Source organism: Sphingomonas jinjuensis, from assembly GCF_014197105.1.
Lineage (GTDB): Bacteria > Pseudomonadota > Alphaproteobacteria > Sphingomonadales > Sphingomonadaceae > Sphingomonas > Sphingomonas jinjuensis.
The window spans coordinates 58,177-84,788 of sequence record NZ_JACIEV010000008.1 but is presented as its reverse complement, the minus strand read 5'-3'; the positions used below and the strand labels follow the sequence as shown (position 1 = coordinate 84,788).

Sequence of the window (26,612 nt, the reverse complement as noted above, 5' to 3'; positions counted from 1 at the left end):
GAAAAATCGCCCTACGCCGCGAACAGCTCCAGCTGTTCACGCTTCGGCGCCACGATCGGCTTCAGCTCCGCGCGATCGCTCAGCACCACGGGTCGCCAATCCTCGGCAACGATGAACGGCCGCACCTTCGTCACCGACACCGTCAGTCGCGCGACGTCGTCGAGCCGCAGCCGTCGCCAGCGACGGCTGGTCAGGATCGCGTTGACCGCCTTCACCCCCAGCCCCGGCACGCGCAGCAGCATCTCACGCGGCGCGCGGTTCACGTCGACGGGGAAATGCTCGCGAAATTTCAGCGCCCACGCGAGCTTGGGATCGATGTCGAGCGGCAGCATCCCGGTCTTCTCGTCGACCGCCGCGACGACCTCGGCCGGCTTGTAGTCGTAGAAGCGCATCAGCCAGTCCGACTGGTACAGCCGATGCTCACGCATCAACGGCGGCCGTTGCAACGGCAGCACCGCGCTGGCATCCGGGATCGGGCTGAACGCCGAATAATAGACCCGCCGAAGCCCGAAGCGATCGTACAGCGATGAGGCACGGGTCACGATGTCGCCATCGGTCGCGGCATCGGCGCCGACGATCATCTGTGTCGATTGCCCTGCGGGTGCAAAGCGCGGCGCCGATTTGTAGCGCTTCTTCGCATCGCTCAGATCCTGGATCGCCGTCTTGACGTCGCGCATCGCGCCCTCGATCCGCACACCGTCCTTTTCGGGCGCCAGTCGCTTCAGCCCGCCCGCGGTCGGCAGCTCGACGTTGATCGAGACGCGGTCGGCATAGAGGCCGGCGCGATGCACCAGTTCGGGATCGGCATCGGGGATCGTCTTCAGATGGATGTAGCCGCGGAAGTGATGATCCTCGCGCAACGACCGCGCGACCTCGACCATCTGCTCCATCGTGTAATCGGAGGACTTGATGATCCCCGACGACAGGAAGAGCCCCTCGATATAGTTGCGCTTGTAGAAGGCGATCGTCAGCTGGACGACTTCCTGCGCGGTGAAGCGCGCGCGGCGGACGTTCGAGCTCTTGCGATTGATGCAGTAATGGCAATCGAAGATGCAGCTGTTGGTCAGCAGGATCTTGAGCAGGCTGATGCAGCGGCCGTCGGGCGCATAGGCATGGCAAATGCCCATGCCCTCGGTCGAGCCCAGCCCCTTCCCATCGCGCGAGTTGCGCTTCTGCGTTCCCGACGAGGCACATGACGCGTCGTATTTCGCCGCATCGGCCAGGATCGCTAGCTTCTGCCGGGTGTCGAGCTGGCCCATGCGTTCGATATACGTTCCACTCGCTGCAATGTCACGGGGCGCGCTGACACACGTTGCCACAAATCAACATGGTTGCCGCCACATCGGCGCAACACCCGCCCCCGACAGACGGCGCACCGGGCCAGCGGAGTATCCCCGATGCGCACTCAAGCCGACTATTTCATGCACCGCTCGCACACCGAAGCGATCCGATCGATCCAATCGACCCACCCTGCCGCGGCGGCGGTCCACCAGGAGCTATGCCTGCTCTACATCGGTCGCGCGCTGGCGGCGCTGCTGGAACCGCGGGCCAGCCGCTAACGCACCTCCTGCCTCCATCCTTCCGGCGCGGGGAAGGGTGGGGGCAGACCAGCCGTCATTCCGCCGCCAGCAACGTCTCCGCCGCCTGCAGATCGACCGATACCAGCCGGCTGATGCCCTTCTCGATCATGGTCACGCCGAACAGCCGGTGCATCCGGCTCATCGTCACCGCATTGTGGGTGACGATCAGGTATCGGGTCGCCGTTTCCTGCGTCATCCGGTCGAGCAGGTCGCAGAAGCGCTCGATATTGGCATCGTCGAGCGGCGCATCGACCTCGTCGAGGACGCAGATCGGCGCCGGGTTGGTCAGGAACAGCGCGAAGATCAGGGCGACGGCAGTCAACGCCTGCTCGCCGCCCGACAGCAAGGTCAGCGATTGCAGCCGCTTTCCCGGCGGCTGCGCCATGATCTCCAGCCCCGCCTCAAGCGGATCATCCGAGTCGATCAGTTCGAGATGTGCCTGGCCGCCGTTGAACAGCGTCGCGAACAGCCGCCGGAAATGGCCGTCGACCGCTTCATACGCTGCGAGCAGTCGCTGTCGCCCCTCGCGGTTGAGGGTGCCGATCGAGCCGCGCAACCGGTTGACCGCGAGGCCCAGTTCCTCGCGCTCCGCGGCGATCCCGGCGCCGGAGGCTTCCAGCTCCGCCAGCTCGCGTTCGGCGACCAGATTGACTGGGCCGATCCGCTCGCGCTCGGCGGTCAGTCGCTCATGCGCCGTCGACTCCTGCTGCGGATCGCCCACCTCGGCGCCCGCGAAGCCGAGGCGCTCGGGCAGCACCGGCGCGGGGCATTCGAAGCGCTCGCCCGACAGCCGCCCCATCTCGACGCGGCGCAACTCCTGGTTCTCGACCCGTGCCGCCGCCCCGGCGCGTGCTTCGCGTGCTTCGGCCAGCGTTTCGGCGGCGCGGCGCTGCGTCGCCTCGGCGGTGCGCAGCGCGGCCTCGCCGTCGCGCTCCGCCCGCGCCAGCGTCTCGGCCGAAGCGCGTGCGGCGGCCAGGTCTACCTCGGCCTCTGCGATGCTGTCCCCCAGCAGTCGTGGTCGCTCCGCCACCGCCGTCGCCTGTTCCGCCAGCGCGGCGGCGCGCTTGTCCATGTCGGCGATGCGTTTCGCCGCCTCACCCGCACGGGCACGCCACCCCTTGGCATCGGCCTGCGCTGTCGCCAGCCGCTCGCGCGCCGCCTGCCCCGCGCGTTCCCCCGCATCGCGCGCCGCGCGTGCTTCCGCCACCGCCTGGCGCGCGGCCTCCGCTTGCCGGCCGAGCAGCGTCACCGCCTCCGCGCTCGCCCGACCGTCGGGCAGCAGCGCCACCGCCGCCTCGGCCCGCGCCATCTCGCCGGCTGCTTCCGTCGCCTCTGCCGCAGCGCGCCCTGCGCGCGTATCGAGGTCGCCGCGCTGTCCCGCCAGCCGCTCGATCGCGGCGATCGCCCGATCCTCGGCGCGCTGCGCCTCGCGAACGTCCTGCTCCGCCCGATTGAGCGCCGTGCGCGCGGCATAGGCATCGCGCCGCCCCGCCTCGATCGCGCCATCGACCGCCGCCCTTGCCGCGGTCGCACCCTCCAGTGCCGACGCCGCCGCCGGCCTCGCCGCGTTCAGCGCCGCGAGGCGATTGAGCCGCACCAGCCGCTCCGCCGCCGCCGCCCCGCTGCCGGTCGCGACGAAGCCGTCCCAGCGCCGCAGGATGCCATCGCGCGTCACCAGCCGCTGCCCGGCGGCGAGCGCACGACCGTCATCGGCGTCGACGACGAAGCACTGCCGCAAACGCCGTCCGAGCATTGCCGGTGCCGAAACGTGATCGGCCAGCGCCACCGCATCGCCCGGCGCCGCCGGATCGCCATGCGCCTCCGCGCCGCTCCAGGCGTCGAGCGCCGTCTCCAGATCGTCGCCCAGCGCCGCCGCCAGCGCACGCTCATAGCCCGCCGCCGGTACGACATGGTCGAGCAGCCGATCGCGCCCGGTACGCTGCGTCGCCTTGGCCAGCGCCGCCGCCTCGCTGTCGATCGCCGCCAATTCGGCGCGTGCGTCGGCCAGCGCGGTTTCGGCGGCATCGCGCCGCCCGATCGCCGTGCGCTCCGCCGCCTCGGCCTCCGCCAACGCTGCTCGCGCGGCCTCGCCTCGCCCCGCCGCCTCGCCTCGCGCGGCAACGGCGCAGTCGCAATCCGCCTCGAGCGGTGCAAGCTGTCCCAACCCCGCGATCGCCGACGCCGCCGCCTCGACGTCGCGCCGCGCGCGATCGTGGCGGGTCCGCGCCGCCGCCAGCGCCGCGCCCGCGACGCGCGCCTCGGCCGCCTCGCTCGCTTGACGACCCAATGCCTGCGCCAGTGCTACCTCGGCATCGCGAGCCCGCCGCTCCGCCTCGGCCAGCGCTTCGGCCAGCGCAGGCGCCTCGGCCGCATGGCGCACGATCGCCGCCTCCAGCCCCCTCGCCTCATCGGCGAGTCGCGCCAGCGCCGCCGCGGCATCGCTCGCCAGCGAACCCTCGCGCGCACGATCATCGACGATCCGCGCCTGCGCTTCGACCAAGTCGGCGACCCGCCGCTGCGCCGCCGCCAGCTCGCCGCGCAGGCCCGCCAGCCGGTGTCCCGCTTCACTCGCCCGATCCCGCGCCGCCAGCGCCGCTTCACGCGCCGCGGCCAGCGTCGTCGCCGCCTCGACCTGCATCGCCGATGCCGCCCGCTCCGCCTCGCTCGCCGCCGTCACGCGCGCCGTCGCCGCGGCGGCTTCGGCCTTGGCGACATCGGCGGCGGCGACCGCCTCTCGCCAGCGCGCAAAGATCATCCGCGCTTCGGCGACGCGGATCCGATCGCTGATCGTTCGATAACGCTCGGCGGCACGCGCCTGTCGCCGCAGCGCGGCGGCGCGGGCATCCTGGTCGGCGATCACCTCGTCGAGGCGGAGCAGGTTCGCCTCGGTCGCGCGCAGCTTCGCCTCGGCATCGCGGCGGCGGACGTGAAGGCCAGCGATCCCCGCCGCTTCCTCCAGCATCGCGCGGCGGTCGGTCGGCTTGGCGGCGATGATCGCGCCGATCCGGTTCTGGCTGACGAGCGCGGGCGAATGCGCGCCGGTCGCCGAATCGGCGAACAGCAACGCAACATCCTTCGCGCGCACGTCGCGCCCGTCGATCCGGTATGCGCTGCCCGCGCCGCGCTCGATCCGGCGGACGACCTCGGTCTCGTCGCCGTCGACCTCGGTCAGGATCGATACTTCGGCGAAGTCGCGCGGCGGGCGGGTCGCGGTGCCGGCGAAGATCACGTCTTCCATACCGGCGCCGCGCAGCGACTTGGCGCTGTTCTCGCCCATCGTCCAGCGCAGCGCTTCCAGCAGGTTGGACTTGCCGCAGCCGTTGGGGCCGACGACGCCGGTCAGCCCCGGCTCGATCGCCAGGTCGGCGGGGTCGACGAAACTCTTGAACCCCGCCAGCCGGAGCCGCTTGATCTGCATCGCGACCCCGGCGGCTTCCTGCGTCAGGCGCCTGCGCGCTTCAGCGCCGCTTCCAGATCGGGCCAGGTGATGCCGTCGATCTTGCGACCGTTGACGATCAGCGTCGGCGTGCCGGTGACGGTGCCGTCCTGCGCCGCCTGATCGGCGACGTCGGCAATCTTGTTGAGCAGCGCCTCGTCGGCCAGGCACTGGCGCGCCTTCGCTTCGGGCACGCCGCGCTGCTTGATGAAATCGATCGCGCCGATCTGCTCGGCCCATCCGGTGATGACCTTGGCCGGCGCGCCGCCGGTCAGCGCCTGCTGCTGCTGCGGGGTCATCTGCACCAGCTTCTCGTTCATCGGATCCTGGTTGGCATAGTTCTGCTCGAGGATCGCGAAGAACGGCTCCTTGCCGGCGCAGCGGCCGACCGCCGCCAGCGCCAGCGCGGGCGGGCCGTGGATCAGGAAGTCGCGGAATTCGAAGCTGACCTTGCCGGTCGACACGTAGTTGTCGATCAGCGGCTTGTAGCCGGTGTTCGCCAGCGCCTTGCACGCCGGGCACAGCCGGTCGCCATATTCGACCAGCTTGATAGGCGCGTTGGGGTTGCCGAGCATGTAGCCCTTATCCGTCTCAGTGACGGTGGTGGCCCAGCTCTGGCCCGCAGGCGGCGCGACGGCGGCGACGGGCGCGGCGTTCGGCATCGCCTCGTTGCCGCTGCCCTCCTTCGAGCAGGCGGCGAGCGCCAGCGGCATCAGCAGCAACGCGATCAGATACTTCATGAGCAACTCCGGGTCAGCGCGCGCGGCCGGCGCGCAAAATGGGCTCGAGCTTCGTCCAGGTCATGTTGGGCTGGGCGGTGCCGTTGAGGAAGAAGAAGGGCGTGTACTGGACGTCGGCGGGCGCTTCCTGCGTCAGCTTGACGATACGCTCGATCTCCGCCTGATTGGCGAAACAGGCGTTCATCGCCGCCGGGGTCAGCCCGCGCTTCTGCATCAGCTCGATCAGTCCCGCCCCCTGCGCCACGGCACGCAAACGCTCGCCGTTGCTGCGATATTGCGTGCCGCTGTCTGCCTGCTGCCAGGCGATGGCCTTGTCGAGCCAAACGGGTTGGGCGAGGAAGATCGCCTGCGACGCTCCGAAGAAGCCGCGAGGGCCCGCGCAGCGCGCCAGCACTGCCGCGGCCAGATCGAACTGGTCGCGGATCAGGTGACGATATTCGACGCTGACGCGGCCCGACTTGACCATCTGCCCCTTCAGCACCGCGTCGCTTTCCTTCGCGAACTCGGCGCAGTGCGAGCAGGTATAGCTGCCATATTCGACCAGCTTCAGCGGCGCGGCGGGGTTGCCGACGACATAGGCACCCTGCGGCGTCTGGCGCACGGCGGCGGTCCAGTCGCGCGCCGGTGCGGCGGCGGTCAGCAGGAACAGGCCGAGAAATGCGAGGATCAGGCGCATGCGTGTCATCCAATCTTGGGGATGCCGCGGGTCGCGGCGACGCCGGCGGCAAGCGATTCGAGTACGGCGCGCAGCTCCGGGTCGGCGATCGACTTCAGCCCCTCGCCAAGGTCGGCGGGCACCGGCTTTACCGACCGCGGCGCGCGGCGCGGCTCGCGCTTCGCCACCTCGCCCTGGCGGATCTGGATCCGCGCCACCGCCTGATAGCCGAAGAAGCGGTTGACCCGCTCCATGATCTCGGGCGCGATATGCTGCATCATCGGCGCATGGGCGCCGTGGACGACCAGCGTCAGCGTGCCGTCCTGCTTCTTGCCGACGGGAAAGCGGATCGATTCGGGGCTCGACGCATGGCCCCATTTCTCGCCGACGATCTCCGGCCAGCGGCTGACGATCGACGACTGGACGAAGCCGAATCGCCGGAATGCTGCGCCGCCGACGTCGGGCAGCAGTTCGCTGACCGCGCGGGCGCGATTTTGGCGTTGCGGTTCAGCCTGGGGGGCGCGGACGCGCTTGCTCATCCCGTCGTCCATGCCATAGCCGCCCCGTGGACGCCAAGCGCCTATCCATCGCCGATAAGTTGCTCGCCTGGTACGATGCGCACCGCCGCGACCTGCCGTGGCGCGCGCCGCCGGGCGTAGCGGCCGATCCATATCGCGTCTGGCTGTCGGAAGTGATGCTCCAGCAGACCACGGTCGCCACCGTCCGCCCGCGTTTCGAGGCCTGGGTCGCGCGCTGGCCCGATTTCGCGAGCCTCGCCGCCGCCGAGGATGCCGACGTGATGGCCGCCTGGGCAGGGCTGGGCTATTATGCCCGCGCCCGCAACCTGGTCGCGGCGGCCAAGGCGGTGGCAGCCGACCATGGCGGCGCCTTTCCCCGCACCGAGGCGGCGTTGCGCACGCTGCCGGGCTTGGGCGCCTACACCGCCGCCGCGGTGGCCGCGATCGCGTTCGGCGAGCGCGCAGTCGTGGTCGACGCCAATGTCGAGCGCGTCGTGTCGCGGCTGTTCGCGATCGCCCGGCCGCTGCCCGCTTCACGCTCGGCGATCCGCGCGGCGGCCGACGGCATCACGCCGGACGAACGCGCCGGCGACTTCGCGCAGGCGATGATGGACTTGGGCTCGGCAATCTGCACGCCCAAGCTTCCACGATGCCTGCTCTGCCCGCTCCAGCCCGATTGCCGGGCGCAGGCGCAGGGCGAGCCGGATCGCTATCCGGTCAAGGCGGCGAAGAAAGCAAAGCCGCACCGCTACGGCACCATCTTCTGGGTCGAGCGACCGTTCCTCTCCATCGTCGCTCCCTTGCGTGTCCACCCTTCCCCCGTTCGCGCTGAGCTTGTCGAAGCACAGGAACTCGGCGCACCGCCCGCGACCCATCCTTCGACAAGCTCAGGACGAACGGAGCTAGTGGATCGAGCCGTTCGTGGGGCCCGCGAAGTCCTCCTCGTCCGCCGCCCGCCCAAGGGCCTGCTCGGCGGCATGCGCGCGCTTCCTACCGGCCCCTGGGCCGACGAACCGCCCGGCCTCGCCAAGGCGCCCGTCGCCACCGACTGGACGATGCACAACGCCACCGTCGAGCACGGCTTCACCCATTTCGACCTGACCCTGGCGCTTGCCGTCGCGAACGGCGACGGGCATCACCCCGACGGCGAATGGTGGCCACTGGACCGGCTCGACGAAGCCGGCCTGCCGACGTTGTTCGCCAAGGCCGCCAGGGCATTACGGAGGGATGAATGAAGAAGCTGGTCATTGCCGGACTTGCCGGTGCCCTCGCCACCGGCGCGCTCGCCCAGCAGGCGATGCAGTTGCGTCCGCAACCCGACACTGCCGCCAATCCACGCCCACCGCTCGCCGCCAACGATACCGCGCCGCTCAGCGCCCGTGCGCTGCTGCCGAATACACAGGCGCTGTTCGACGGCTATGTCCGCGACGGCAAGATGCCCGGCATCGTCGGCGCCTTCGGCCTGGGCGATGCGCCCACCGTCTTCCCCGCCGCGGGTGCGATCAGCGACGATCCGGGGGCGCCCAAGGCCGGCCCCGATTCGCTGTGGCGCGTCTATTCGATGACCAAGCCGACCACCGGCATGGCGGCGATGCTGCTGGTCGAGGACGGCAAGCTGAAGCTCGACGATCCACTCTCGAAATACATTCCCGCCTTCAAAACGATGCGGGTGCTCACCAGCCCCGACACCAGCCTTGATTCGGTACCGGCGAAGAACCCGATCACGATCCGCGAGCTGCTGACGCACAGCGCGGGCCTCAGCTATTCGATCACGGCCAAGGGCCCGCTGCTCAAGGAATATGAGCGCCGCGGCATCCTGCCCGCCGCAATCAATGCGCAGACCGAAGTGCAGATGCGAGCGGTCCGGCCGAAAACGCTGGCCGAATTCGCCGAACGCGTCGCCAGCGTGCCGCTGATCGCCGAGCCGGGCACGAAGTGGAGCTATTCGATCGGCCTCGACGTGATGGGCCGCGTCATCGAGGTCGCGAGCGGTATGCCGTTCGATCGCTTCGTCCAGACACGGCTGCTCGATCCGCTCGGCATGCGATCGACCTATTGGACGGTGCCGAAGAGCGAGGCGGGGCGGCTGGCGACCAACTATGCCTTCGCCGGCAACAACCGCGTGCCCGTCGATCCGGCGGCGACCTCCGCCTGGCTGACGCCGCCCAGCTTCCCCTATGGCGGCGCCGGGCTCGTGTCGTCGGCGCGCGACTATGATCGTTTCCTCCACATGCTCCAGAACTTCGGCACCCTCGACGGCAAGCGGGTGATGAAGGAGGAGACGGCGCGGCTCGCGATGTCGAACCTGCTGCCCAATGGCCTGACCTTCGGCGGAATCGGCGGCGGCACCGGCGGCACGACCGCGCCGGTGAAGATGGGCTTCGGCGCGGGCGGCTCGGTGTATCTGGAGGACGGGCCCGGGGGCATGCCCGGCAAGGGCACCTATGGCTGGGGCGGTGCCGCCGGCACGATCGCCTTCGTCGATCCCGCCAAGCGCTTCCGCGGTACGGTGATGGTCAATTACTTCCCGGCCGAGCAATGGCCGGTCCGTCGTGAAGTCGTCGCCGCGCTCGCCAAGGATTCGGTCAGGTTGCACGGCCGGTGATCCGCGCTGGACTGACCGGCGGCACGCTCGACCGTGCCGATGGGCTGCGCCACGATCCGGCGAAGCTGGCCGCGGCGATGAACGTACGGGCGCGGTTGCTGCTTCTCGACGGCCTGCTACCCGACGTGGACAACGAGGGGCAGCTCGGCTGGACCAGCATCGCGGAGCTGGCCGACGATGCGGTGCCGATCCTGCTCGGCCTCGACGACCATGGCGTCGCGCATTTCGCCGCACTGCCCTCGCACCTGCCGGCTGCGGAGGCGACGCCGATGCGCTCCCCGGCGATGACGCGCGCGCTCGCAACGCTTCAGCCGGGCGAGGCGCAAACCTATGCCGCCGCGCGCAGCCTGATCCTCTGGCACGCGCGCCACGGCTATTGCGCCAACTGCGGCCACGCGACCGAGCCATTCCGCGCCGGCTGGGGCCGCCGCTGCACCGGCTGCGGCACCGAGCATTTTCCCCGCGTCGACCCCGTCGTCATCATGATCGCGGAGCATGACGGCCGCGCGCTGCTGGGCCGTGGCAAGGGCTGGCCGCCGGGCCGTTATTCCGCGCTCGCCGGCTTCGTCGAACCCGCCGAATCGATCGAGGAGGCAGTCGCCCGCGAAATCCGCGAGGAGAGCGGCGTGGTCGTCCACGACGTGCGTTACGTCGCCAGCCAGCCCTGGCCCTTCGCCTCGTCGCTGATGATGGCCTGCATCGCCACCGCCGACGATCCGACGATCACGCTCGACACCAACGAGCTGGAGGACGCCATCTGGGTGCCCCGCGATGAGGTCGCCCGCGTGCTGGCAGGGGGAGAGGGCAGCTTCCTGCCGCCGCCGCCCTACGCCATCGCCCACACGCTGCTGACGGAGTGGGCCACTTCCTAACTCCCCTCCCTGCAAGGGAGGGGAGCGCTACCCCCGCATCCGCGCCTGGCGGTACGTCCCCAGCACCCGCACCCACTTCGAATGAAAGCCCAGCTCCTCCAGCGCGCGGTCGAGCCCCGGATCGCCCGGCTTGCCGGTCACATCGGCATAAAACTCCGTCGCCGCGAAGCTGCCGCTGCGCTGGTAGCTCTCCAGCTTCGTCATGTTGACGCCGTTGGTCGCGAACCCGCCCAGCGCCTTGTATAGCGCGGCGGGCACGTTCCTCACCTCGAAGATGAAGGTCGTCATCCACGGCCCCTCGCCCACCGGCGGCCGCCCGCCGCGCGCCAGCACGACGAAGCGCGTGGTGTTGTGATCGGCATCGGCGATGTCGCTCGCCAGCAAGTTCAGCCCGTACAGCTCAGCCGCGCCCGGCGGTGCCAGCGCCGCGAGCGAGGGATCGCCCCGTTCCGCCACCAGCGCCGCAGCGCCCGCGGTGTCGGGATAGGCGTCGGGCGCGATGCCGTGCGCCTTCAGCCAGTGGCGGCACTGGCCCAGCGCCTGCGGATGGCTGGTCGCGACGCGCACCTGATCGATCGTCCCCGTGCCCATCAGCGCATAGCGGATCGGCAGGAAATGCTCGCCGGTGATGACGAGCCCGCTTTCGGGCAGCAGGAAGTGGATGTCGGCGACCCGGCCGTGGAGCGAGTTCTCGATCGGGATCATCGCGCAGTCGGCGACGCCCTGCTTCACCGCGTCGATCGCATCGTCGAAGCTGAAGCACGGCAGCGGCAGCCCGTCGGGGAACGCCTCCAGCGCGGCGACATGGCTGTTGGCGCCCGGCGCGCCCTGATAGGCGATGGTCCGCTCGGGCGAGGCGGCGGCGGCCTCGCGCATGGCGGCGACGAGGTGACGGGCGGGGGCGGCGAACTCGGTCATAACGCGTCGCCGGTTAGGATCCGCGCACGCGACGCACAAGCGCGGCTTGCGATGGGCTCGCGGCTTTCCTATGGGAAGCTGAATTATCTTAGGGGCGGCGTTCTCACATGGACTCTCGGACGAACACGATCGCTGGCTGGACGCTCGGCGCATGCGCGGCGGCGCTGGGCCTGTCGATCGTCGGCAGCATGGTGTTCCACGGCGGCCGGCCCGAAAAGATGGGCTATGCGATCGAGGGCGTCGAGGAAGAGGGTGCCGGCGGCGCCGCGGCCGAGGTGCCGATCGCCACGCTGCTGCCCACCGCCGATGCCGCGAAGGGCGCCGAGGTCTTCAAGAAGTGCGCCGCCTGCCACACGGTGAACCAGGGCGGCGCCAACGGCATCGGCCCGAACCTCTATGCGACGCTCGGCGAAGGCATCGCGCAGGGCAAGGCCGGCTATGCCTTCTCCGACGCGCTGAAGGCGGTCGGTGGCAATTGGGACTTCGACAAGATGAACGCGTGGTTGACGAGCCCGCGCAAGTTCGCGCCCGGCACCAAGATGACGTTCGCGGGCCTAGGCAATGCCCAGGATCGCGCGAACGTGATCCTGTATCTCAACCAGCAGGGTTCGAACCTCCCCCTCCCCGCCGCGCCCGCCGCCGGCGCACCCTCCGGCGAGGCGAAGGCGGGCGACACCGCCAAGGGCGCGGAGGCGACCGCCAACGCCACCGCCGAGGGCGCCGAGACCAACAATATCGGCAACCAGGGCACTCCCGCCTCGGGCGCACCCTCGGTCGATCCGCAGGCGGCGGTCCGAGGCGGCAAGTAAGGCTGGCTTCGGCTGCTGACGGGATTGAGCGGGTCCGGCCGGCAATGGTCATGCCCCTGGTGGCGCCGCCGACCCCTTCAATCCGTCATCCTGAGCTTGTCTCAGGATCTCCCTCCACAAGCGCTACGCCTGCGGGAGAAGATGCTGAACCAAATTCAGGCTAATTGCTTGATTCAGCCCCCCACCTCAAGCGCTACGCCCGCGGGACGAGATCCCGAACCAAGTTCAGCATGACGACTGGGTATCCATCGGAAGCGGTCAGGCCCCCGTCCGCCACGCCTCGACGAACGCCCGCGCCGAACGACCCACGTCATCGGCGGTCGCCCCGAGCTTGTAGAGTGCCGAGCCAAGCCCGAAGCCATCGGCCCCCGCCGCACGCCACGGCGCCATCCCGTCGGGCGTGACGCCGCCGACGATCAGCACCGGCACGCTCTTGGGCACGACGGCGCGCTGCGCCTTCAACACCACGGGGCTCGCCGCCTCGGCGGGAAACAGCTTGAGCGCGTTCGCGCCTGCGTCGATCGCGGCAAAGGCTTCCGACGGCGTGAAATATCCCGGCATCGAGACCATGCCGGCACGCGCCGTCGCGGCGATCACCTCGACATTGGTGTTGGGCGAAATGATCAATTGCCCCCCGGCATCGCCGACCCGGGCGACGTCCTCGACCTTCAGCACCGTCCCCGCGCCGACCATCGCCCGATCGCCGAGCCGCCGCGCCAGGCCTGCGATGCTGGCAAAGGGATCGGGCGAGTTGAGCGGCACCTCGATCATCGTGAACCCCGCCTCGACCAGCACGTCGCCAACAGCCTCTACCTCGTCGGGCCGTATTCCGCGCAGGATCGCCACTAGCGGGCATGCGGCGAAGGCGGCGGCGAAATCGGTCATCGGGCAAGGTCCCACAGGTGGTTGATACCGGCAACGAAGGCGGCCTGGCTGTCGACGCGAAGCGCTCGCCCTCCCGTCATCTCAATTGCCGCGGCATAGAGTGCGCCAAGCGCCTCGTCGGCGAGAAGATAGACGTCGGCAGCATCGTCGCGAAGACGCGCGCGCACGTCCGTGCCGATCAGCAGGCCGCTGACATAGGCGGCGGCGTCGGCATCGTCGCGCAAGCCGAGAACGCTCGCCGCGCGCACGCCGAAAAGGCGGCGGAGCAGATCGTCGTCGCCCGCGTCGGCAACCCCCTGGCGATAGGCGTCGCCATCGACCACGTCGCCGGTCATCGCGGCGCCGATCAGCGCATGCTTTTGCAGCAGCGCGAACATCTCACCCGTCATCGCGGTCGCGAATTCGGCGATCGCCCCGCCCGTCATCCGCGCCCATTTGGCATGGGTGCCGGGCTGGCAGAGCAGCGCATCGGCCGGCGCCAGCCCGGCGACGACGGCCCCGAGCAGCTGCACTTCTTCGCCACGCATCACGTCGCCGCGCCCGTCGACCACACGGCTGACGCCCGGCACGATCGCCACGCCGTCGACCGGGCGGACGAGCGCCGTCGCCAGTGCCTCCGCCGTTGCGGGGCAGGCCACATAGCCTGCGTCGACCCAGCCCTTGTTCGATCCGACCATGCCGGCGAGCAGCATCGGCGCGCCGTTGAAGCGCGCGCGCAACGCCGCGGCTTCGCAGGCGAAATCTCCGGTCGCGACCGACAGGATGCCCGTCCCGTCGCGCTCGCCGGCGATCACCGCGCCGTCCTCGATCAGATAGGCGCGGCGATTGGTCGTGCCCCAGTCGACACCGACGAAGCGGCTCATTCGCGCCCCGCAGGCGCTATCGGATCGGATCGCGTCATTACCCCTCCAGCGCCGCAGCCCTAGCACAGTCGGGCGCAGCTGCCAGCCTTTTGTACGACAATAAGCCTGGAATGGTGGGCGCTGACGGGCTCGAACCGCCGACCCTCTCGGTGTAAACGAGATGCTCTACCAACTGAGCTAAGCGCCCCCCGGTGGGGACGACCGCTCTATCGCCGCGAGCGCATCGCTGCAACTCGCGATGGCATCAGGCGACGGGCGCGCGTCGGGCGGCGACGAGGTAGCGGCGCATCGCCTCGCTGGCGCGCGGGGTCAGCGCCATGAAGGCGCGGCGGCGGTCGGTGGGATCGGGCTGGCGGACGAACAGGCCCGCCTCGGTCAGCTTGGTGATCCAGCGTAGCGCCGTGGTCGGCGCGACGGCGGCGGCGATGCACAGGCTGGACACGGACACCCGCGTGCGTTCCAGCTCGGCGGCATAGAGGTCGAGCAGCATGTCCCAGGCGGGATCCTCGAACAGATTGGCGCCGAAGAACTGATCGCGCAGCCGGCGGGTACGGATGATCCGGCGAACCTCCGCCGGATCGGCCGCCTCCTCGATACCGACGGGGCCGGGATCGAAACGCTGGCGCCGATCCTCCACCTCGGTGGCGGGCGACGGCGTATCGCGGCTCAATCGAGCGAGCAGGTCGGCGATCCGCGCCACCTCCTCGTTCAGTCGCTTCAGCCGTTCCGCCTCGTTCTCGCGCACGCTGTCGTCGAGCGTCGCCGCCCCGGTGCCGCCCAACGCGACGGTCAGCGCGACGACCCGCTCGCTGATCGACGGCTCGCACAGCAGCGCGACGCGGCGGCCGAGCAGATGGCTGGCGACGAGATCGATCTGGTCTCGCCCCAGCGACACGACGACATGCAGGTCCAGGGCGCTGGCATGGCCATCGATCCGCGGCAGTGCGGCGGCGAGCAGGTCCTCGTCGATCCCCTCCGCCTCGACGACCAGCACGGGCGCGCCGCCACCGACCGTATCGAGCCCGTCGGCGACATTCTCCCAGCCCAGCGTCGCCGCGATCCGCGCGCCGACCAGCGTCATCGCCTCGCCCGCATCGCCCCCATCGGCGCCGATGACGACGACCGCGCCGCCGTCGTCACCGCGATAGTCATTGCCCCACATCATCGTCGTCGCCGCGCCCATCATCGTCCGAACCTAGGCTGCCCAACGCAGCGGTGCGCGCGCTTAAATCCGGTCCGGATAGATTAAATGACCCAGGTTAGGACAACCACTCCGGCTATTGCCGCCATTTCGGAGCGATCTACATCGTCAATCCAACGACTTGACGATTTCCTCGACCATCTTCTTGGCGTCGGCGAGCAGCATCATCGTGTTGTCGCGATAGAAGACGTCGTTGTCGACGCCGGCATAGCCGACGCCGCCCATCGAGCGCTTGACGAACAGCACCGTCTTCGCCTTCTCGACGTCGAGGACGGGCATGCCATAGATCGGCGAGGTCTTGTCGGTCTTGGCCGCGGGGTTGGTGACGTCGTTGGCGCCGATGACGAAGGCGACGTCGGTCTGCGCGAATTCGGAGTTGATGTCCTCCAGTTCGAACACCTCGTCATAGGGCACGTTGGCTTCGGCGAGCAGGACGTTCATGTGCCCGGGCATGCGGCCGGCGACGGGATGAATCGCATATTTGACCCGCACCCCCTGCTCCTTCAACTTGTCGCCCATCTCGCGCAGCACGTGCTGCGCCTGGGCGACCGCCATGCCGTAACCGGGGACGATGATGACCTGTTCGGCCTGGCTCATCAGGAAGGCCGCATCCTCGGCGCTGCCGCGCTTCCACGGCCTGTCGACCGCAGCGCCGCCGCCCGCCGCCGCGGCGCTGTCGCCGCCGAAGCCGCCCGCGATGACGCTGATGAAGCTGCGGTTCATCGCGCGGCACATGATGTAGCTGAGGATCGCGCCCGAGCTGCCGACCAGCGCGCCGGTGATGATCATCGCGGTGTTGTGGAGCGTGAAGCCCATCGCCGCCGCGGCCCAGCCCGAATAGCTGTTCAGCATCGACACCACGACCGGCATGTCGGCGCCGCCGATCGGGATGATGAGAAGGAAGCCGATCGCGAACGACAGGATCGTGATCGTCCAGAAGATCCAGGGGCTCTGGTCCTGGGTGAAATAGAACACCAGGCCCAGGATCGCGCCGAGCACAGCCAGGTTGATGACGTGGCGGCCGGGCAGCATGATCGGCTTGCCGCCCATGTTGCCGTTGAGCTTCAGGAAGGCGATCACCGAGCCCGAAAAGGTGATCGCACCGATCGCGACGCCCAGCCCCATCTCGATCCGGCTGACCGGGTGGATCGCCGCGAAGGGCTGGCCGATCAGCGGGATCACCATGTCGGCGATGCCGAAGGCGATGGGATTGAGGAAGGCGGCGCAGGCGACGAGCACTGCGGCGAGGCCGACGAGGCTGTGGAAGGCGGCGACCAGCTGCGGCATCGCGGTCATCGCGATGCGCCGCGCGGTGGTGAGGCCGATGACCGCGCCGAGGCCGATCGCGGCGAGAATTTCGCCAACCGTCACGCTATCGACGAAATCGCCGGCGGCGGCGATGGCCGGTCCGTGGGCGCCGCCAAGCCCGCCCATCGGCACATGCGTGACCAGCGTCGTCACCACCGCGATCAGCATGCCGATCATGCCGAAACGATTGCCGCGCTGGCTGGTCTGCGGGCTCGACAGGCCCCGCAGCGCCAGGATAAAGCAGATGCCCGAGACGAGATAGGCCAGGGCGACCCATGGGTTGACGGCGGTCTCGTGCATTACTGGCTCCCCCTGCCTTTATCCGTCATTCCCGCGAAGACGGGACTCCATCTTTCCACCGGCGCCGGCCGCGCGATGGATTCCCGCCTTCGCGGGAATGACGAGCTATTTGTGGACGGCCGCCGGCCGCTCCTTCTTCTTGTACATCGCCAGCATCCGCGCGGTGACCGCGAAACCGCCGAAGATGTTGACGCTCGCCAGCACCACCGCCAGCAGCCCCAGCCACTTCGACACCGGACTACCCGCCGCCGCCGCCGCGATCAGCGCGCCGACGATGATGACCGACGAAATTGCGTTGGTCACCGCCATCAGCGGCGTGTGTAGCGCCGGGGTGACCGACCAGACGACGTAATAGCCGACGAAACAGGCCAGCACGAAGACCGAAAGGATCGAGACGAAGTCCATGTCAGCCCCCTGCTGCGGCGCGAATATTGAGAATGTTGAGACATGGACGCGGTCCTGCGTTCGGTCTCAACGTTCGCCATCGTTGGTGGCGGATTCCGGCACTGTAGGACAGCAATTTCATCCTCCCCCGCCAGGGAGAGGCGGCAGCCGCAGGCTGACGGAGGGGGAGGAAGCCCGCCCCTCTCGACAAAGCGCCGCTTACCGCCCCCTCCGAGCCGCTGCGCGGCCCACCTCCCCCTGGCGGGGGAGGATCGAAGGGGGAAGCTCCTTGCACCTCAGTCCCTTACCTTGCGGTCGGCTTTCGCCACCAAATCGGCGGCACAGCTCGCCAGCTTGTCGTCGCGGCAGCTGCCGCTGAACGAGGCCAGCCGCTGCGGCGCGGAGACGCCCTGCGATTTCAGGAGGTCGACGACATAGGCGGTGCTCTTGCCGTCCGCTTCGGCGCTGACGATCGCCAGCGCCAGGTCGGGATTGTCGTCGCCCCCCTCGGGACGAAGCCGGTTCGCCTGGGGCAGCGCGGCGCGGATCGAATCGGCGAGCCTGGTCGTCGCCGCGTCTTCGGTGCGCGTCTTCACGTCGGTCGGGTGCTTGTCGGGCTGCGTCGACGCCAGCGCCAGCAGCAGGAAGATCGGTGTCATTGCATCAGCCTCTGGTTCACCACCTCGCCCCCGCGGGTCAGGCGGATCGCATCGCCGATCTCGTCGCCGTCGGGCAGGATCGGCCGACCCGCTTCCTTGTCCCAGAAGGCTGACAGGAAGTTGAACAGGTTACGCGCAAACAGCGCCGACGCGTCGGCAGCGAGGCGGCTGGGCACGTTGCGATGACCGACGATCTTGACGCCGTGGCGCACCACCACCTCGCCCGCGACCGCACCCTCGACGTTGCCGCCCTGCTCCACCGCCAGGTCGACGACGACGCTGCCGGGGCGCATCGACGCGAGCTGCGCGTCGCTGACGAGCCGCGGCGCTGCGCGGCCGGGGATCAGCGCGGTGGTGATGACGATATCCTGCTTGGCGATATGCGCCGACACCAGCTCGGCCTGCGCCTTCTGATATTCCGGGCTCATCTCGCCGGCATAGCCGCCCGAACCCTCGCCCTCGATCCCGGCGACATTCTCGACGAAGATCGGCTTGGCGCCGAGCGACTGGATCTGTTCCTTGGTCGCCGAGCGGACGTCGGTCGCCGACACCTGGGCACCGAGCCGCCGGGCGGTCGCGATCGCCTGCAACCCCGCAACGCCGACGCCCATCACGAAGACGCGCGCGGCCGATACCGTGCCCGCGGCGGTCATCATCATCGGAAAGGCGCGGCCATATTCGCTCGCCGCATCGAGCACCGCCTTGTAGCCCGACAGGTTCGACTGGGACGACAGGATGTCCATCGATTGCGCACGGGTGATGCGCGGCATGAATTCCATCGCCAGCGCTTCGAGCCCCGCGGCGGCATACCCATCGATTCGCGCGCGCTCGCCGAAGGGATTCATCGCCGCAGCGACCCAGGCACCTTGCGTAGCGCCCGACAGCGTGGCGGGATCGGGCGCCTGCACGCCCAGCACGATGTCAGCGCCCGCCAGCGTCGCGGCACGATCGCCGACACGCGCGCCGGCATCGGCATAGGCCTGGTCGTCGATCGCGGCGCCGTCACCGGCGCCCGCCTCCACCGCGACCTCGGCGCCCAGGCCGATGAACTTCTTCACCGTCTCCGGCGTGGCAGCGACTCGCTTTTCGCCGTCCGCCGACTCGCGAAGAACCGCGATCCTCACTTGCTACCGGGTGCGATGAGCCAAATCACGAAAAACGCGATGATGAAACAGGCTACCGCGCCCCACTTCAGCATGCCGATCAGGCCGTCATAGGTTTTCTCATGCGGCTTCAAGTCGCCATTGCCGGCCATCGCTATTCCCAATATCTAGTGTCGATCGACGTCAGCTTAGCCCACGCGAAGTGATTTCCTCAAGTCGTCAAGAGCAGTTTAAGCCTGCCTTTACTCATGCCGGCTACGAATCCGCCCCGAACCGGGACGGATACCCAATGCTATGACGCGGAACGGCCAGCGCCTTCTTCTCCTGATCGACGACGAGCCGGCACAGCGCCGGCTGATCGCCGCGCTCGCCTCGCGCGGGGGTTGGCGCTCGATCTTCGCGGCGGATGCCGAGATGGCGCTGGCGACGCTGAGCACGCCCGACGGGCTCCAGCTCGATGCCGTCCTGCTCGATCACTGGGCGCCCGGCGCCGACACCACCGCACTGATCGCCGAGCTGAAGCGCCGCCGCCCTGCGTTGCCCATCCTGACGCTGACCGCCGACGGATCGGTGGCGCAGGCGGTCGCCGCGATGCGATCGGGCGCGACCGACTTCCTGGTCAAGCCGCTGGCGCCCGAACGGCTGCTCGGCGCGCTGGAAGCGGCGGTCGGCGGCACCGCGGCGGGCGAGCTTCGCCCGCTGACCGAGAAGATCCCCGCGCTGCTCGCCTTCGACGAGATCGTCGGCAGCGCCCCCGACTTCCGCGCCGCGCTCGCGATCGCGGCGAAGGCGGCGCGGGCGCGCATCCCGGTGTTGCTCGAGGGTGAAAGCGGCGTCGGCAAGGAGGTCGTCGGCGAGGCGATTCACGCCGCGTCGCCCCGCGCCAAGCGGGCGATGACGACGATCAATTGCGGCGCGATCCCCGCCAACCTCGTCGACAGCGAGCTGTTCGGGCACGAGATGGGCGCCTTCACCGGCGCGTTCGAACGCAAGATCGGCAAGCTGGTCGATGCCGACGGCGGCACGGTGTTCCTCGACGAGATCTGCCAGATCCCGCTCGACGTGCAGACCAAGCTGTTGCGGCTGCTGCAGACCGGCGAGGTCCATCCGATCGGCGCGCGTCATCCGCGCGAGGTCGACGTGCGAATCATCGCCGCGACGAACAAGCGGCTGGCCGACGAGGTCGAGGCGGGGCGCTTTCGCGAGGATCTCTATTACCGGCTCAACGTCGTCCAGGTCACGATCCCGCCGCTGCGCGAACGATCGGGCGACATCCCGGCGCTGGCGCGCCACCTGCTGGCCCGGATCGCGCGCCAGCCCGGCCTGCGCCAGCTCGGCATCACCGACGACGCGCTGGCGCTGCTGGTCGAGTACGACTGGCCGGGCAACGTGCGCCAGTTGCAGAACGCGCTCTTCCGCGCGGCGGTGCTCTGCGAAGGCTCGGCGCTGACGCGAAGCGACTTTCCGCAGATCGCGGCGATGGGCAACCGCCGGACCGATCCCGGCACGACCAGTGCGGCGGGGGCGGGTGCCGGCGTCACGCTGTTCCGGCCCGACGGCAACCTTCGCCTGCTCGAGGATATCGAGGCGGACATCATCCGCCTGGCGATCGGCCATTATCGCGGGCGCATGACCGAGGTCGCGCGGCGGCTGGGGATCGGGCGCTCGACGCTCTATCGCAAGCTGGGCGAGCTGGGCATCGACAACGCCGCCTGACTTGACCCGCCATGGACGGCGGGCAAGGCTGAAGGCCATGAACTTTACGGACCGATCGATCCTCGTCACCGGTGCCGCATCGGGCATCGGCCTCGCCGTTGCGCAGGCGCTGGCCGGCGCGGGTGCCGAGCGGCTGGTGTTGATCGACCGCGATGGCGAAGCGCTGGGGCGGATCGACCTCGGCTGCACGCTCGACCTGGTGCCGGGCGACGTTGCCGACGAGGGGTTCTGGGACAACGCCGCGCCGTATCTGGCGGGGATCGACCATGCCGTCGTCAACGCCGGCGTCGCCGGTGCCGGCCCGATCGCCGACCTCGCCTTCGCCGAATGGCGACGGATCCTGGCGGTCAACCTCGACGGCGCGTTCCTGACGCTGCGCGCGGCGATGCGGGCGATGGCGGGGCGACCCGGCAGCATCGTCGCGGTCGCGTCGGCCGCCGGGATCAAGGTGGAGCCGGGCGTCGCGGCCTATGGCGCGTCCAAGGCGGGGTTGATTCAGCTCGCCCGCGTCGCCGCCAGGGAGGGCGCCGCGACCGGGCTGCGCGTCAACGCGATCGCGCCGGGCGGGGTCGAGACGCCGGTGTGGGACGACATGCCGATGTTCGCCGATCGTGCCGCCGCGATCGGGCGGGCGGCGGCGTTTCGCGAGCTGGCGGCGATGGCGACCCCGCTCGGCCGCTATGCGACGGCGGAGGAGATCGCCGGCCAGATTACCTTCCTGCTGAGCGACGCCGCCGCGACGATCACCGGCGCGGTGCTGACCAGCGACGGCGGCTACACGCTCTAGCCGCGATCACCACAGCACGCCCTTGTCGGGCGTGATCGGTTCGGGCGCCTGGTCGCCGATCGCCTGAAGCAGGTCGATCTCGATCGTCCGGCACATCGCGTTGAGCGGCAGGTCGTGGACGGTATTAGCGAACGGATCGACGAGGTCGTCGCCGACCTGAAGCGCCGCCAGGAACATGAGGCCCGCCAGCGTCGAGCCCACAGGCGTCGCGAATTCCAGCGTTTCGACCAAACCGATCGGCAGCAAAATGCAGAAAAGCTTGGTGAAGAAGGACGGGAAGAAACGGAATTGGTTCGGGAGCGGGGTGTTCTTGATCCGCTCCATCCCGCCCTGCGAATTGGCGATGTCGACCAGGATCTCCTCCATCGCCGCCAGCTGGATGGTGTCGATCCAGCCCTTGTTCTTGGCATCGACGAGGCGGCGGCCGGTGCCGTCGAGCAGGCCGTTGGCGACGTTGGTCCGCGCCAGCGCCGGCTCCGCCTCGCCGCGCGACAGGAAGCGCAGCACCTCGTCATCGGGCTTCTGCTTGCGGAGCTGGCAGCGCAGCGCGTTCACGTAGGCGATCTGGCGCAGGACGATCGTACGCTTCAGGTCGACCGCCTCGGGATCGGGGAGGAAGTTGCGCGCCTGGCGCGCGAGGTTGCGCGACGCATTGATCATCAGCCCCCACAGGCCGCGCGCTTCCCACCACCGGGCATAGGCGGAGTTGTCGCGAAAGCCGAGGAACAGCGCGAGGCCGGTGCCGAACAGCGTCAGCGGCAGCGACGGTGCGCGCAGGGGCGTGAAATAATAGACGAAGGTGACGATGCAGTCCCAGACGAACAGCGCCGCGAGCGGACGCCAGACTTCGGACACGATGCGACTGAGACGCGGTGTGGCATCAACGATCATTGATCTGCATTTCCCTTTTCGCGGCGCACAACGACCGGAGCGGCCACAAGTTCATCGACCGACCAGCGCTCGGTCGCGCAAGCCGCGCCAGATCCGTAAGCCCTGGACCGTCTCCCCGACGTCGTGGACGCGCAGGATCTGCACCCCGGCGGCGGCGCCGATGGTGGCGAGCGCGATGCTGCCGCCGAGCCGTTCGGCGACCGGCGCTTCGTTCGACAAGGCGCCGATCAGCCTTTTGCGGCTGACACCCAGCATGATCGGGCAGCCGAGCCCGTGGAAGGCGGCGAGGCCGTTGAGCAGCGCGAGATTGTCGGCGAGCGACTTGCCGAAGCCGATGCCGGGATCGACGATGATCCGAGCCCGATCGACCCCGGCTGCGACCACCGCCTCGATCCGCGCCTCCAGCCAGGCGAACACATCGGCGACGACGTCGGCATAGCCATCGCCGCCGTGCGGCCCCTTGGCGGGGTCGGGCGAATGCATCAGCACGACGGGGCAGCCGGCGCGCGCCACCAGCGCGAGCGCGCGATCGTCCCAGAGCAGCGCGGACACGTCGTTGACGATTGCGGCGCCTGCGGCCAGCGCCGCCTCCATCACGCTCGCCTTGCGCGTGTCGATCGAGACGGGGACGCCGGCGGCGGCGAGCCGCTCGACGACGGGCACGGTGCGCTCGGCCTCGTCCCCCTCCCACACCAGCGCCGCGCCAGGGCGGGTCGACTCGCCGCCGACATCGACCATTGCGGCACCAGCGGCGGCCATGTCGACGCCAGCGGCGGCGGCACCGGCGGGATCGCCGATGTGAGCGCCGCCATCGGAGAAGCTGTCGGGCGTGACGTTGAGGATGCCGGCGACCAGCGGCTGGTCGAAGCGCAGCGTCCGCTCGCCCAGCGCCAGCGCAGGCCGCGGCGCGGTGATCCGCGCGTGGAGCGTCGCGGCGCGGTCGCCGAGGGTGACAACATCGGGGATCGGGACGATCCGCCGCTCGCCCTTGTCGACCACCTCATAGGCGGCGAACCACAGCAGGCCCCCGGCAAGCCGAGCGACGGCGCCGTCGGGATAGGCCATCGGCGCGTCGACGAACTGGATGGGGCGGAGGAGCATCGGTCGGGTCTCCGGGTGCGGGAGCGAGGTTGATAGGGCGTGCATGTTGCTGGCGCTATCGCGGGATGGTGCGAAGTGTTGCTGGTGGTTTCGCGTGGCGGCGCGGGACGGGTTGGTTCGCGCGAAGACCCAAAGGCGCGAAGAAGGGTGGTTCACGCGGAGACGCGGAGACGCGGAGACGCGGAGGTTGTTTGGGGCGACCTTCCCGCTTTCGTCATGCCGGACTTCATCCGGCATCGATCTGTCGGCCGGGCTTCTGACAAAGTGATCCGGGTTGGCGGCTCATACGAAGCAGACCGATGACGTCGAGGTTTGCCGATGGCGAGCATCGCGTGCCTCGACAGGCGAGCCGCACGCGGATCGATGGATGCCGGATCAAGTCCGGCATGACGAGGGAGAGGGATCAGCGGGCCTCGGCGCCTCCGCGTGAACCACTCTCTTCGCGTCTCCGCGGCGTCGCGCGAACAACTAGGGCTGGGTCGCCAGCAGATACGTCTGCCGCAACGCGTCGATCGGCTTCAGCGCACCTTCCGCCTCGTAGTGCCAGAACGACCAGCCGTTGCACGCCGGCGCGCCCTGCAGCGTCGCGCCCAGCTTGTGGATCGAGCCGCTGGCGCCGCACGGGCTCGACAGGCTGCCGTCGGCGCGGACGGTGGCGGTCCAGCGGCGCTTGGCGTCGGTCAGCACCGCGCCGGGGACGAGGTACATGTTCTCGACCAGGACGCCGAACGCCACCTTGGGCTGGCTGCGCGGGCTCTGCATCGTCGCCAGCGCCGATTCGTCGAGCGGCAGCGCCGCCTCGATCCGCTCGATCGCGGCGGCGCAATAGCCGGGCTCGCGCTCGATGCCGATCCAGTGGCGGCCCAGCCGCTTCGCCACCGCGCCGGTAGTGCCGGTGCCGAAGAAGGGATCGAGGACGACGTCGCCCGGCTTCGTGCAGGCGAGCAGCACGCGATAGAGCAGCGCCTCGGGCTTTTGCGTCGGATGAACCTTGTGGCCGCCCTTCTTCAGCCGCTCCTGACCGCCGCAGATCGGGAATTCCCAATCGGACCGCATCTGAATCTCGTCGTTCAGCGTCTTCATCGAGCGATAGTTGAAGGTGTATTTCGCCTTCTCGCCCTTCGACGCCCAGATCAGCGTCTCGTGCGCGTTGGTGAAGCGCGTGCCACGAAAGTTCGGCATCGGGTTCGCCTTGCGCCAGACGATGTCGTTGAGGATCCAGTAGCCCAGATCCTGCACCGCGACGCCGACCCGGAAGATGTTGTGATAGCTGCCGATCACCCAGATCGTGCCGTCGTCCTTCAGGATCCGGTGCGCCTCCGCCAGCCAGGCGCGGGTGAAGGCGTCGTAGTGCTTCAGGCTGTCGAACTTGTCCCAATCGTCGGTGACCGCGTCGACGTGGCTGCCGTCGGGGCGGAACAACTCGCCGCCGAGCTGGAGGTTGTAGGGCGGGTCGGCGAAGATCATGTCGACCGACTTGGCGGGCAGCGCCTTCATCGCCGCGATGCAATCGCCCATCACGATCTGGTCGAGCGGCAGCTCGGCGCGCACGTCCCCCGCCGCCGCCTTGCTGCGGCCAGTGCGCGCCGGCGCGACCTTGTCGATGACCCCCATTGCCTTCCCCTTTGCCCGCGCATTCGCCGGAAGCGGTGGACTCTCGTCAAGATGATATTGGTTAACGATCGATCGGCGCCGGTCGTTGCTGAAGCGGAACAAGAAGAGTCCCGATCTAGATATTGGGTCCGTCGCGCCTTGCGAGACTCAACCCCTAGCGGTGTGGCGCGAAAGACTCACAATGGGAGAAGTGCTTGCGCGACTGGTGCGAAGCTGCGCCGGTGGAGCGGCGAGGGGCCGTGTTCGGCCAGTGCGCGGCGATGGGCGAGGCAGCCGTAGCCCTTGTTCGAGGCCCAGCCATAGTGCGGATATGATTCGTGATGGGCGAGCATGATCGTGTCGCGGGTGTGCTTGGCGACGATCGACGCGGCGGCGATCGACGCGCTCACCGCATCGCCGCCGACGATCGCGGTGGCGGCATAATCCCAGCGCGGCAGGCGGTTGCCGTCGACCAATATGTGGCCCGGGGACGCGCCGAGGCATTCGGCCAGCTGGTCGACCGCGAGCGTCATCGCCTTCATCGTCGCCCAATAGATGTTGAGCGCGTCGATCTCGTCCGCCTCGACGATGCCGACGCCGACGCACGCCCGCTCGCGGATCAGCGTGGCGAGGCGGGTGCGCTCGTTGGCGGAGAGCTTCTTCGAATCGTCGATCCCGCGTGGGATGTTGCGGGCGGGCAGGATGACGGCGGCGGCGACCACCGGCCCGGCGAGCGGGCCGCGGCCCGCCTCGTCGACGCCCGCGACCGGCGGCAGGCAGAGTTTTTCGTGCTTCAGGCCGGGCATCGGAAGCCCGTCGCGTCTTGCTGTCCCATCGGGCCGTGGCCCTGCCCGAGACCCGGCGCCGCCTCAAGGCTGGCGCGGACGAAGGCGATGGCGTGGCCGATCGCTGCGGTAAGCGGCATGCCGGCGCCGAGGCCGGTGGCGATCGCGCTCGCCAGCGTGCAGCCGGTGCCATGGGTGTGACGGGTGTCGATGCGCGGGTTGGACCAGCGCTGTTCGCTGCCGTCGGAAAGGATGAGGCGGTCGACGATGTCGCCACCCTCGGCATGGCCGCCCTTGGCGAGGACGGCGGCGGGGATCGCGGCGATGCCGCCGAGCGCCTGTAGTTCGGGCAGATTGGGCGTGACCAGCGTCGCGATCGCCATCAGCCGGGCGAAGGCGGCGATGGTGTCGGCGTCCGCGAGGACCGAGCCGGAGGTCGCGACCATGACCGGATCGAAGACGATGGGGATCTTAAATCCCCTCCCCTTCAGGGGAGGGGTTGGGGTGGGGGCGAGCCTCGCAGAGACCATCGCCTGCGTCCCCCACCCCAACCCCTCCCCTGAAGGGGAGGGGCTCAGATTTTCCAACACCTCCGCCACCGCATGCGCCGTTTCGGCCGAGCCGATCATCCCGATCTTCACCGCGTCGACGCCGATGTCGTCGATCACCGAGCGCATCTGCTGGACCACCATCTCGGTCGGCACTGGATGCACCCCCTGGACGCCGAGCGTATTCTGCGCGGTGATCGCGGTGATCGCGGTCATAGCGTGGCCGCCGAGCATCGTGACGGTCTTGATGTCCGCCTGGATACCGGCGCCGCCGCCGGAATCGGAGCCGGCGATGATGAGGATGCGGGGGGTGGGCATCTAGAACCTCCCCGGCACGGGGAGGGGGACCGCCAGC

The 26,612-nt window shown here is 69.3% G+C and carries 26 protein-coding genes and 1 tRNA gene; 7 read left to right on the top strand and 20 right to left on the bottom strand.

Annotated elements, in window-relative coordinates:
• Positions 1-11 precede the first annotated feature (11 nt).
• Positions 12-1,259 carry a putative DNA modification/repair radical SAM protein gene (locus GGQ80_RS13685; protein ID WP_183985773.1) on the bottom strand — a complete coding sequence of 416 codons (1,248 nt, stop codon included), beginning with the start codon at positions 1,257-1,259 and terminating at the stop codon, positions 12-14.
• 138 nt (positions 1,260-1,397) lie between these two features.
• Between GGQ80_RS13685 and GGQ80_RS13680 the strand changes: the two genes are divergently transcribed.
• Positions 1,398-1,559 carry a hypothetical protein gene (locus tag GGQ80_RS13680; protein WP_183985771.1) on the top strand — a complete coding sequence of 54 codons (162 nt, stop codon included), beginning with the start codon at positions 1,398-1,400 and terminating at the stop codon, positions 1,557-1,559.
• Between the two features lie 55 nt (positions 1,560-1,614).
• Here GGQ80_RS13680 and GGQ80_RS13675 read toward each other — a convergent pair whose 3' ends face one another.
• From GGQ80_RS13675 to GGQ80_RS13660, 4 genes are read right to left on the bottom strand one after another with little or no spacing between them, the layout of a single operon-like run.
• Positions 1,615-4,998, bottom strand: a complete 3,384-nt coding sequence (locus tag GGQ80_RS13675) for a chromosome segregation SMC family protein (protein ID WP_183985769.1) — start codon at positions 4,996-4,998, stop codon at positions 1,615-1,617.
• 23 nt (positions 4,999-5,021) lie between these two features.
• Positions 5,022-5,756: a DsbA family protein gene (locus GGQ80_RS13670; protein ID WP_183985767.1), complete on the bottom strand. Its 735-nt coding sequence runs from the start codon at positions 5,754-5,756 to the stop codon at positions 5,022-5,024.
• A gap of 13 nt (positions 5,757-5,769) precedes the next feature.
• Positions 5,770-6,432 (bottom strand): DsbA family protein, encoded by a 663-nt coding sequence (locus GGQ80_RS13665; RefSeq protein ID WP_246347087.1) that lies wholly within the window; start codon positions 6,430-6,432, stop codon positions 5,770-5,772.
• Positions 6,433-6,437: 5 nt separating this feature from the next.
• Positions 6,438-6,950 carry a DUF721 domain-containing protein gene (locus GGQ80_RS13660; RefSeq protein WP_246347086.1) on the bottom strand — a complete coding sequence of 171 codons (513 nt, stop codon included), beginning with the start codon at positions 6,948-6,950 and terminating at the stop codon, positions 6,438-6,440.
• A 59-nt stretch (positions 6,951-7,009) separates the two neighbouring features.
• Between GGQ80_RS13660 and GGQ80_RS18510 the strand changes: the two genes are divergently transcribed.
• Genes GGQ80_RS18510 through nudC form a run of 3 tightly spaced genes read left to right on the top strand, consistent with a single transcriptional unit; the run spans position 7,010 to position 10,406 of the window.
• Positions 7,010-8,164, top strand: a complete 1,155-nt coding sequence (locus tag GGQ80_RS18510; RefSeq protein WP_246347106.1) for an A/G-specific adenine glycosylase — start codon at positions 7,010-7,012, stop codon at positions 8,162-8,164.
• A complete protein-coding gene (locus GGQ80_RS13645) occupies positions 8,161-9,534 on the top strand; it encodes a serine hydrolase domain-containing protein (RefSeq protein ID WP_183985761.1) in 1,374 nt (457 codons plus the stop codon). Before GGQ80_RS18510 ends, GGQ80_RS13645 begins: the two co-directional genes overlap by 4 nt.
• Positions 9,531-10,406 (top strand): NAD(+) diphosphatase, encoded by an 876-nt coding sequence (gene nudC / locus GGQ80_RS13640; RefSeq protein ID WP_343051058.1) that lies wholly within the window; start codon positions 9,531-9,533, stop codon positions 10,404-10,406. Before GGQ80_RS13645 ends, nudC begins: the two co-directional genes overlap by 4 nt.
• A 27-nt stretch (positions 10,407-10,433) precedes the next feature.
• Here the strand turns inward: nudC and GGQ80_RS13635 are convergent, their stop codons facing one another.
• Entirely contained in the window at positions 10,434-11,324 is an 891-nt protein-coding gene (locus GGQ80_RS13635; RefSeq protein ID WP_183985759.1) for a prephenate dehydratase, read from the bottom strand.
• A gap of 107 nt (positions 11,325-11,431) precedes the next feature.
• On the opposite strand from GGQ80_RS13635, the gene GGQ80_RS13630 reads away from it, so the two are divergent.
• Positions 11,432-12,133, top strand: coding sequence for a c-type cytochrome (locus tag GGQ80_RS13630; RefSeq protein WP_183985757.1), 702 nt, complete (start codon positions 11,432-11,434; stop codon positions 12,131-12,133).
• 258 nt (positions 12,134-12,391) lie between these two features.
• On the opposite strand, the gene GGQ80_RS13625 is transcribed toward GGQ80_RS13630, so the two are convergent.
• The 9 genes from GGQ80_RS13625 to GGQ80_RS13585 form a co-directional block, all read right to left on the bottom strand.
• Positions 12,392-13,018, bottom strand: coding sequence for a 2-dehydro-3-deoxy-6-phosphogalactonate aldolase (locus GGQ80_RS13625; RefSeq protein ID WP_183985755.1), 627 nt, complete (start codon positions 13,016-13,018; stop codon positions 12,392-12,394).
• A complete protein-coding gene (locus GGQ80_RS13620) occupies positions 13,015-13,881 on the bottom strand; it encodes a 2-dehydro-3-deoxygalactonokinase (RefSeq protein WP_183985753.1) in 867 nt (288 codons plus the stop codon). Before GGQ80_RS13620 ends, GGQ80_RS13625 begins: the two co-directional genes overlap by 4 nt.
• A 111-nt stretch (positions 13,882-13,992) precedes the next feature.
• Positions 13,993-14,068, bottom strand: a tRNA-Val gene (locus GGQ80_RS13615).
• Between the two features lie 57 nt (positions 14,069-14,125).
• Complete coding sequence (locus tag GGQ80_RS13610; protein WP_183985751.1) at positions 14,126-15,067, bottom strand: winged helix DNA-binding protein; 942 nt, start codon at positions 15,065-15,067, stop codon at positions 14,126-14,128.
• 123 nt (positions 15,068-15,190) lie between these two features.
• The gene (locus GGQ80_RS13605) at positions 15,191-16,690 is read right to left on the bottom strand and encodes an NAD(P)(+) transhydrogenase (Re/Si-specific) subunit beta (protein WP_183985749.1); all 1,500 of its coding nucleotides are present in this window, start codon (positions 16,688-16,690) and stop codon (positions 15,191-15,193) included.
• A 105-nt stretch (positions 16,691-16,795) separates the two neighbouring features.
• On the bottom strand, positions 16,796-17,095 hold the full coding sequence (locus GGQ80_RS13600; RefSeq protein WP_183985747.1) for a proton-translocating transhydrogenase family protein: 300 nt from the start codon (positions 17,093-17,095) through the stop codon (positions 16,796-16,798).
• Positions 17,096-17,370: 275 nt separating this feature from the next.
• Complete coding sequence (locus GGQ80_RS13595) at positions 17,371-17,733, bottom strand: hypothetical protein (RefSeq protein WP_183985745.1); 363 nt, start codon at positions 17,731-17,733, stop codon at positions 17,371-17,373.
• Positions 17,730-18,857 (bottom strand): Rossmann-fold NAD(P)-binding domain-containing protein, encoded by a 1,128-nt coding sequence (locus GGQ80_RS13590; RefSeq protein ID WP_183985743.1) that lies wholly within the window; start codon positions 18,855-18,857, stop codon positions 17,730-17,732. Before GGQ80_RS13590 ends, GGQ80_RS13595 begins: the two co-directional genes overlap by 4 nt.
• Positions 18,854-18,988, bottom strand: a complete 135-nt coding sequence (locus GGQ80_RS13585; protein ID WP_183985741.1) for an aa3-type cytochrome c oxidase subunit IV — start codon at positions 18,986-18,988, stop codon at positions 18,854-18,856. The genes GGQ80_RS13590 and GGQ80_RS13585 overlap by 4 nt, the downstream gene beginning before the upstream one ends.
• 142 nt (positions 18,989-19,130) lie before the next feature.
• On the opposite strand from GGQ80_RS13585, the gene GGQ80_RS13580 reads away from it, so the two are divergent.
• Together GGQ80_RS13580 and GGQ80_RS13575 are read left to right on the top strand one after the other, a co-directional pair.
• Positions 19,131-20,552: a sigma-54-dependent transcriptional regulator gene (locus GGQ80_RS13580; protein ID WP_183985739.1), complete on the top strand. Its 1,422-nt coding sequence runs from the start codon at positions 19,131-19,133 to the stop codon at positions 20,550-20,552.
• A gap of 37 nt (positions 20,553-20,589) precedes the next feature.
• Positions 20,590-21,339, top strand: coding sequence for an SDR family NAD(P)-dependent oxidoreductase (locus GGQ80_RS13575; protein WP_183985737.1), 750 nt, complete (start codon positions 20,590-20,592; stop codon positions 21,337-21,339).
• A 6-nt stretch (positions 21,340-21,345) separates the two neighbouring features.
• On the opposite strand, the gene GGQ80_RS13570 is transcribed toward GGQ80_RS13575, so the two are convergent.
• The 5 genes from GGQ80_RS13570 to thiD all read right to left on the bottom strand — a co-directional run bounded on the left by GGQ80_RS13570 (position 21,346) and on the right by thiD (position 26,575).
• Positions 21,346-22,230, bottom strand: coding sequence for a bestrophin family protein (locus GGQ80_RS13570; protein ID WP_183985735.1), 885 nt, complete (start codon positions 22,228-22,230; stop codon positions 21,346-21,348).
• A 51-nt stretch (positions 22,231-22,281) separates the two neighbouring features.
• Positions 22,282-23,331 (bottom strand): dihydropteroate synthase, encoded by a 1,050-nt coding sequence (gene folP / locus GGQ80_RS13565; protein ID WP_183985733.1) that lies wholly within the window; start codon positions 23,329-23,331, stop codon positions 22,282-22,284.
• A 468-nt stretch (positions 23,332-23,799) separates the two neighbouring features.
• Positions 23,800-24,945, bottom strand: a complete 1,146-nt coding sequence (locus tag GGQ80_RS13560) for a site-specific DNA-methyltransferase (RefSeq protein ID WP_183985731.1) — start codon at positions 24,943-24,945, stop codon at positions 23,800-23,802.
• Between the two features lie 176 nt (positions 24,946-25,121).
• Complete coding sequence (locus GGQ80_RS13555; protein ID WP_183985729.1) at positions 25,122-25,730, bottom strand: ribonuclease HII; 609 nt, start codon at positions 25,728-25,730, stop codon at positions 25,122-25,124.
• Complete coding sequence (thiD, locus tag GGQ80_RS13550; protein ID WP_183985727.1) at positions 25,718-26,575, bottom strand: bifunctional hydroxymethylpyrimidine kinase/phosphomethylpyrimidine kinase; 858 nt, start codon at positions 26,573-26,575, stop codon at positions 25,718-25,720. The genes GGQ80_RS13555 and thiD overlap by 13 nt, the downstream gene beginning before the upstream one ends.
• Between the last annotated feature and the right edge of the window lie 37 nt (positions 26,576-26,612).

Bases quoted from the DNA above. Each gene is read 5' to 3' on its own strand.
- GGQ80_RS13580 (WP_183985739.1), top strand. From the start codon at position 19,131: ATGACGCGGAACGGCCAGCGCCTTCTTCTCCTGATCGACGACGAGCCG.
- GGQ80_RS13585 (WP_183985741.1), bottom strand. From the start codon at position 18,988: ATGGCCGGCAATGGCGACTTGAAGCCGCATGAGAAAACCTATGACGGC.
- GGQ80_RS13610 (WP_183985751.1), bottom strand. From the start codon at position 15,067: ATGATGGGCGCGGCGACGACGATGATGTGGGGCAATGACTATCGCGGT.
- GGQ80_RS13630 (WP_183985757.1), top strand. From the start codon at position 11,432: ATGGACTCTCGGACGAACACGATCGCTGGCTGGACGCTCGGCGCATGC.
- GGQ80_RS13680 (WP_183985771.1), top strand. From the start codon at position 1,398: ATGCGCACTCAAGCCGACTATTTCATGCACCGCTCGCACACCGAAGCG.
- GGQ80_RS13670 (WP_183985767.1), bottom strand. From the start codon at position 5,756: ATGAAGTATCTGATCGCGTTGCTGCTGATGCCGCTGGCGCTCGCCGCC.
- GGQ80_RS13605 (WP_183985749.1), bottom strand. From the start codon at position 16,690: ATGCACGAGACCGCCGTCAACCCATGGGTCGCCCTGGCCTATCTCGTC.
- GGQ80_RS13575 (WP_183985737.1), top strand. From the start codon at position 20,590: ATGAACTTTACGGACCGATCGATCCTCGTCACCGGTGCCGCATCGGGC.
- folP (WP_183985733.1), bottom strand. From the start codon at position 23,331: ATGCTCCTCCGCCCCATCCAGTTCGTCGACGCGCCGATGGCCTATCCC.
- GGQ80_RS13660 (WP_246347086.1), bottom strand. From the start codon at position 6,950: ATGAGCAAGCGCGTCCGCGCCCCCCAGGCTGAACCGCAACGCCAAAAT.
- GGQ80_RS13665 (WP_246347087.1), bottom strand. From the start codon at position 6,432: ATGCGCCTGATCCTCGCATTTCTCGGCCTGTTCCTGCTGACCGCCGCC.
- GGQ80_RS13645 (WP_183985761.1), top strand. From the start codon at position 8,161: ATGAAGAAGCTGGTCATTGCCGGACTTGCCGGTGCCCTCGCCACCGGC.
- GGQ80_RS13685 (WP_183985773.1), bottom strand. From the start codon at position 1,259: ATGGGCCAGCTCGACACCCGGCAGAAGCTAGCGATCCTGGCCGATGCG.
- GGQ80_RS13635 (WP_183985759.1), bottom strand. From the start codon at position 11,324: ATGACCGAGTTCGCCGCCCCCGCCCGTCACCTCGTCGCCGCCATGCGC.
- GGQ80_RS13620 (WP_183985753.1), bottom strand. From the start codon at position 13,881: ATGAGCCGCTTCGTCGGTGTCGACTGGGGCACGACCAATCGCCGCGCC.
- GGQ80_RS13595 (WP_183985745.1), bottom strand. From the start codon at position 17,733: ATGACACCGATCTTCCTGCTGCTGGCGCTGGCGTCGACGCAGCCCGAC.
- GGQ80_RS13625 (WP_183985755.1), bottom strand. From the start codon at position 13,018: ATGACCGATTTCGCCGCCGCCTTCGCCGCATGCCCGCTAGTGGCGATC.
- GGQ80_RS13555 (WP_183985729.1), bottom strand. From the start codon at position 25,730: ATGCCCGGCCTGAAGCACGAAAAACTCTGCCTGCCGCCGGTCGCGGGC.
- GGQ80_RS13570 (WP_183985735.1), bottom strand. From the start codon at position 22,230: ATGATCGTTGATGCCACACCGCGTCTCAGTCGCATCGTGTCCGAAGTC.
- thiD (WP_183985727.1), bottom strand. From the start codon at position 26,575: ATGCCCACCCCCCGCATCCTCATCATCGCCGGCTCCGATTCCGGCGGC.
- GGQ80_RS13675 (WP_183985769.1), bottom strand. From the start codon at position 4,998: ATGCAGATCAAGCGGCTCCGGCTGGCGGGGTTCAAGAGTTTCGTCGAC.
- GGQ80_RS13560 (WP_183985731.1), bottom strand. From the start codon at position 24,945: ATGGGGGTCATCGACAAGGTCGCGCCGGCGCGCACTGGCCGCAGCAAG.
- GGQ80_RS13600 (WP_183985747.1), bottom strand. From the start codon at position 17,095: ATGGACTTCGTCTCGATCCTTTCGGTCTTCGTGCTGGCCTGTTTCGTC.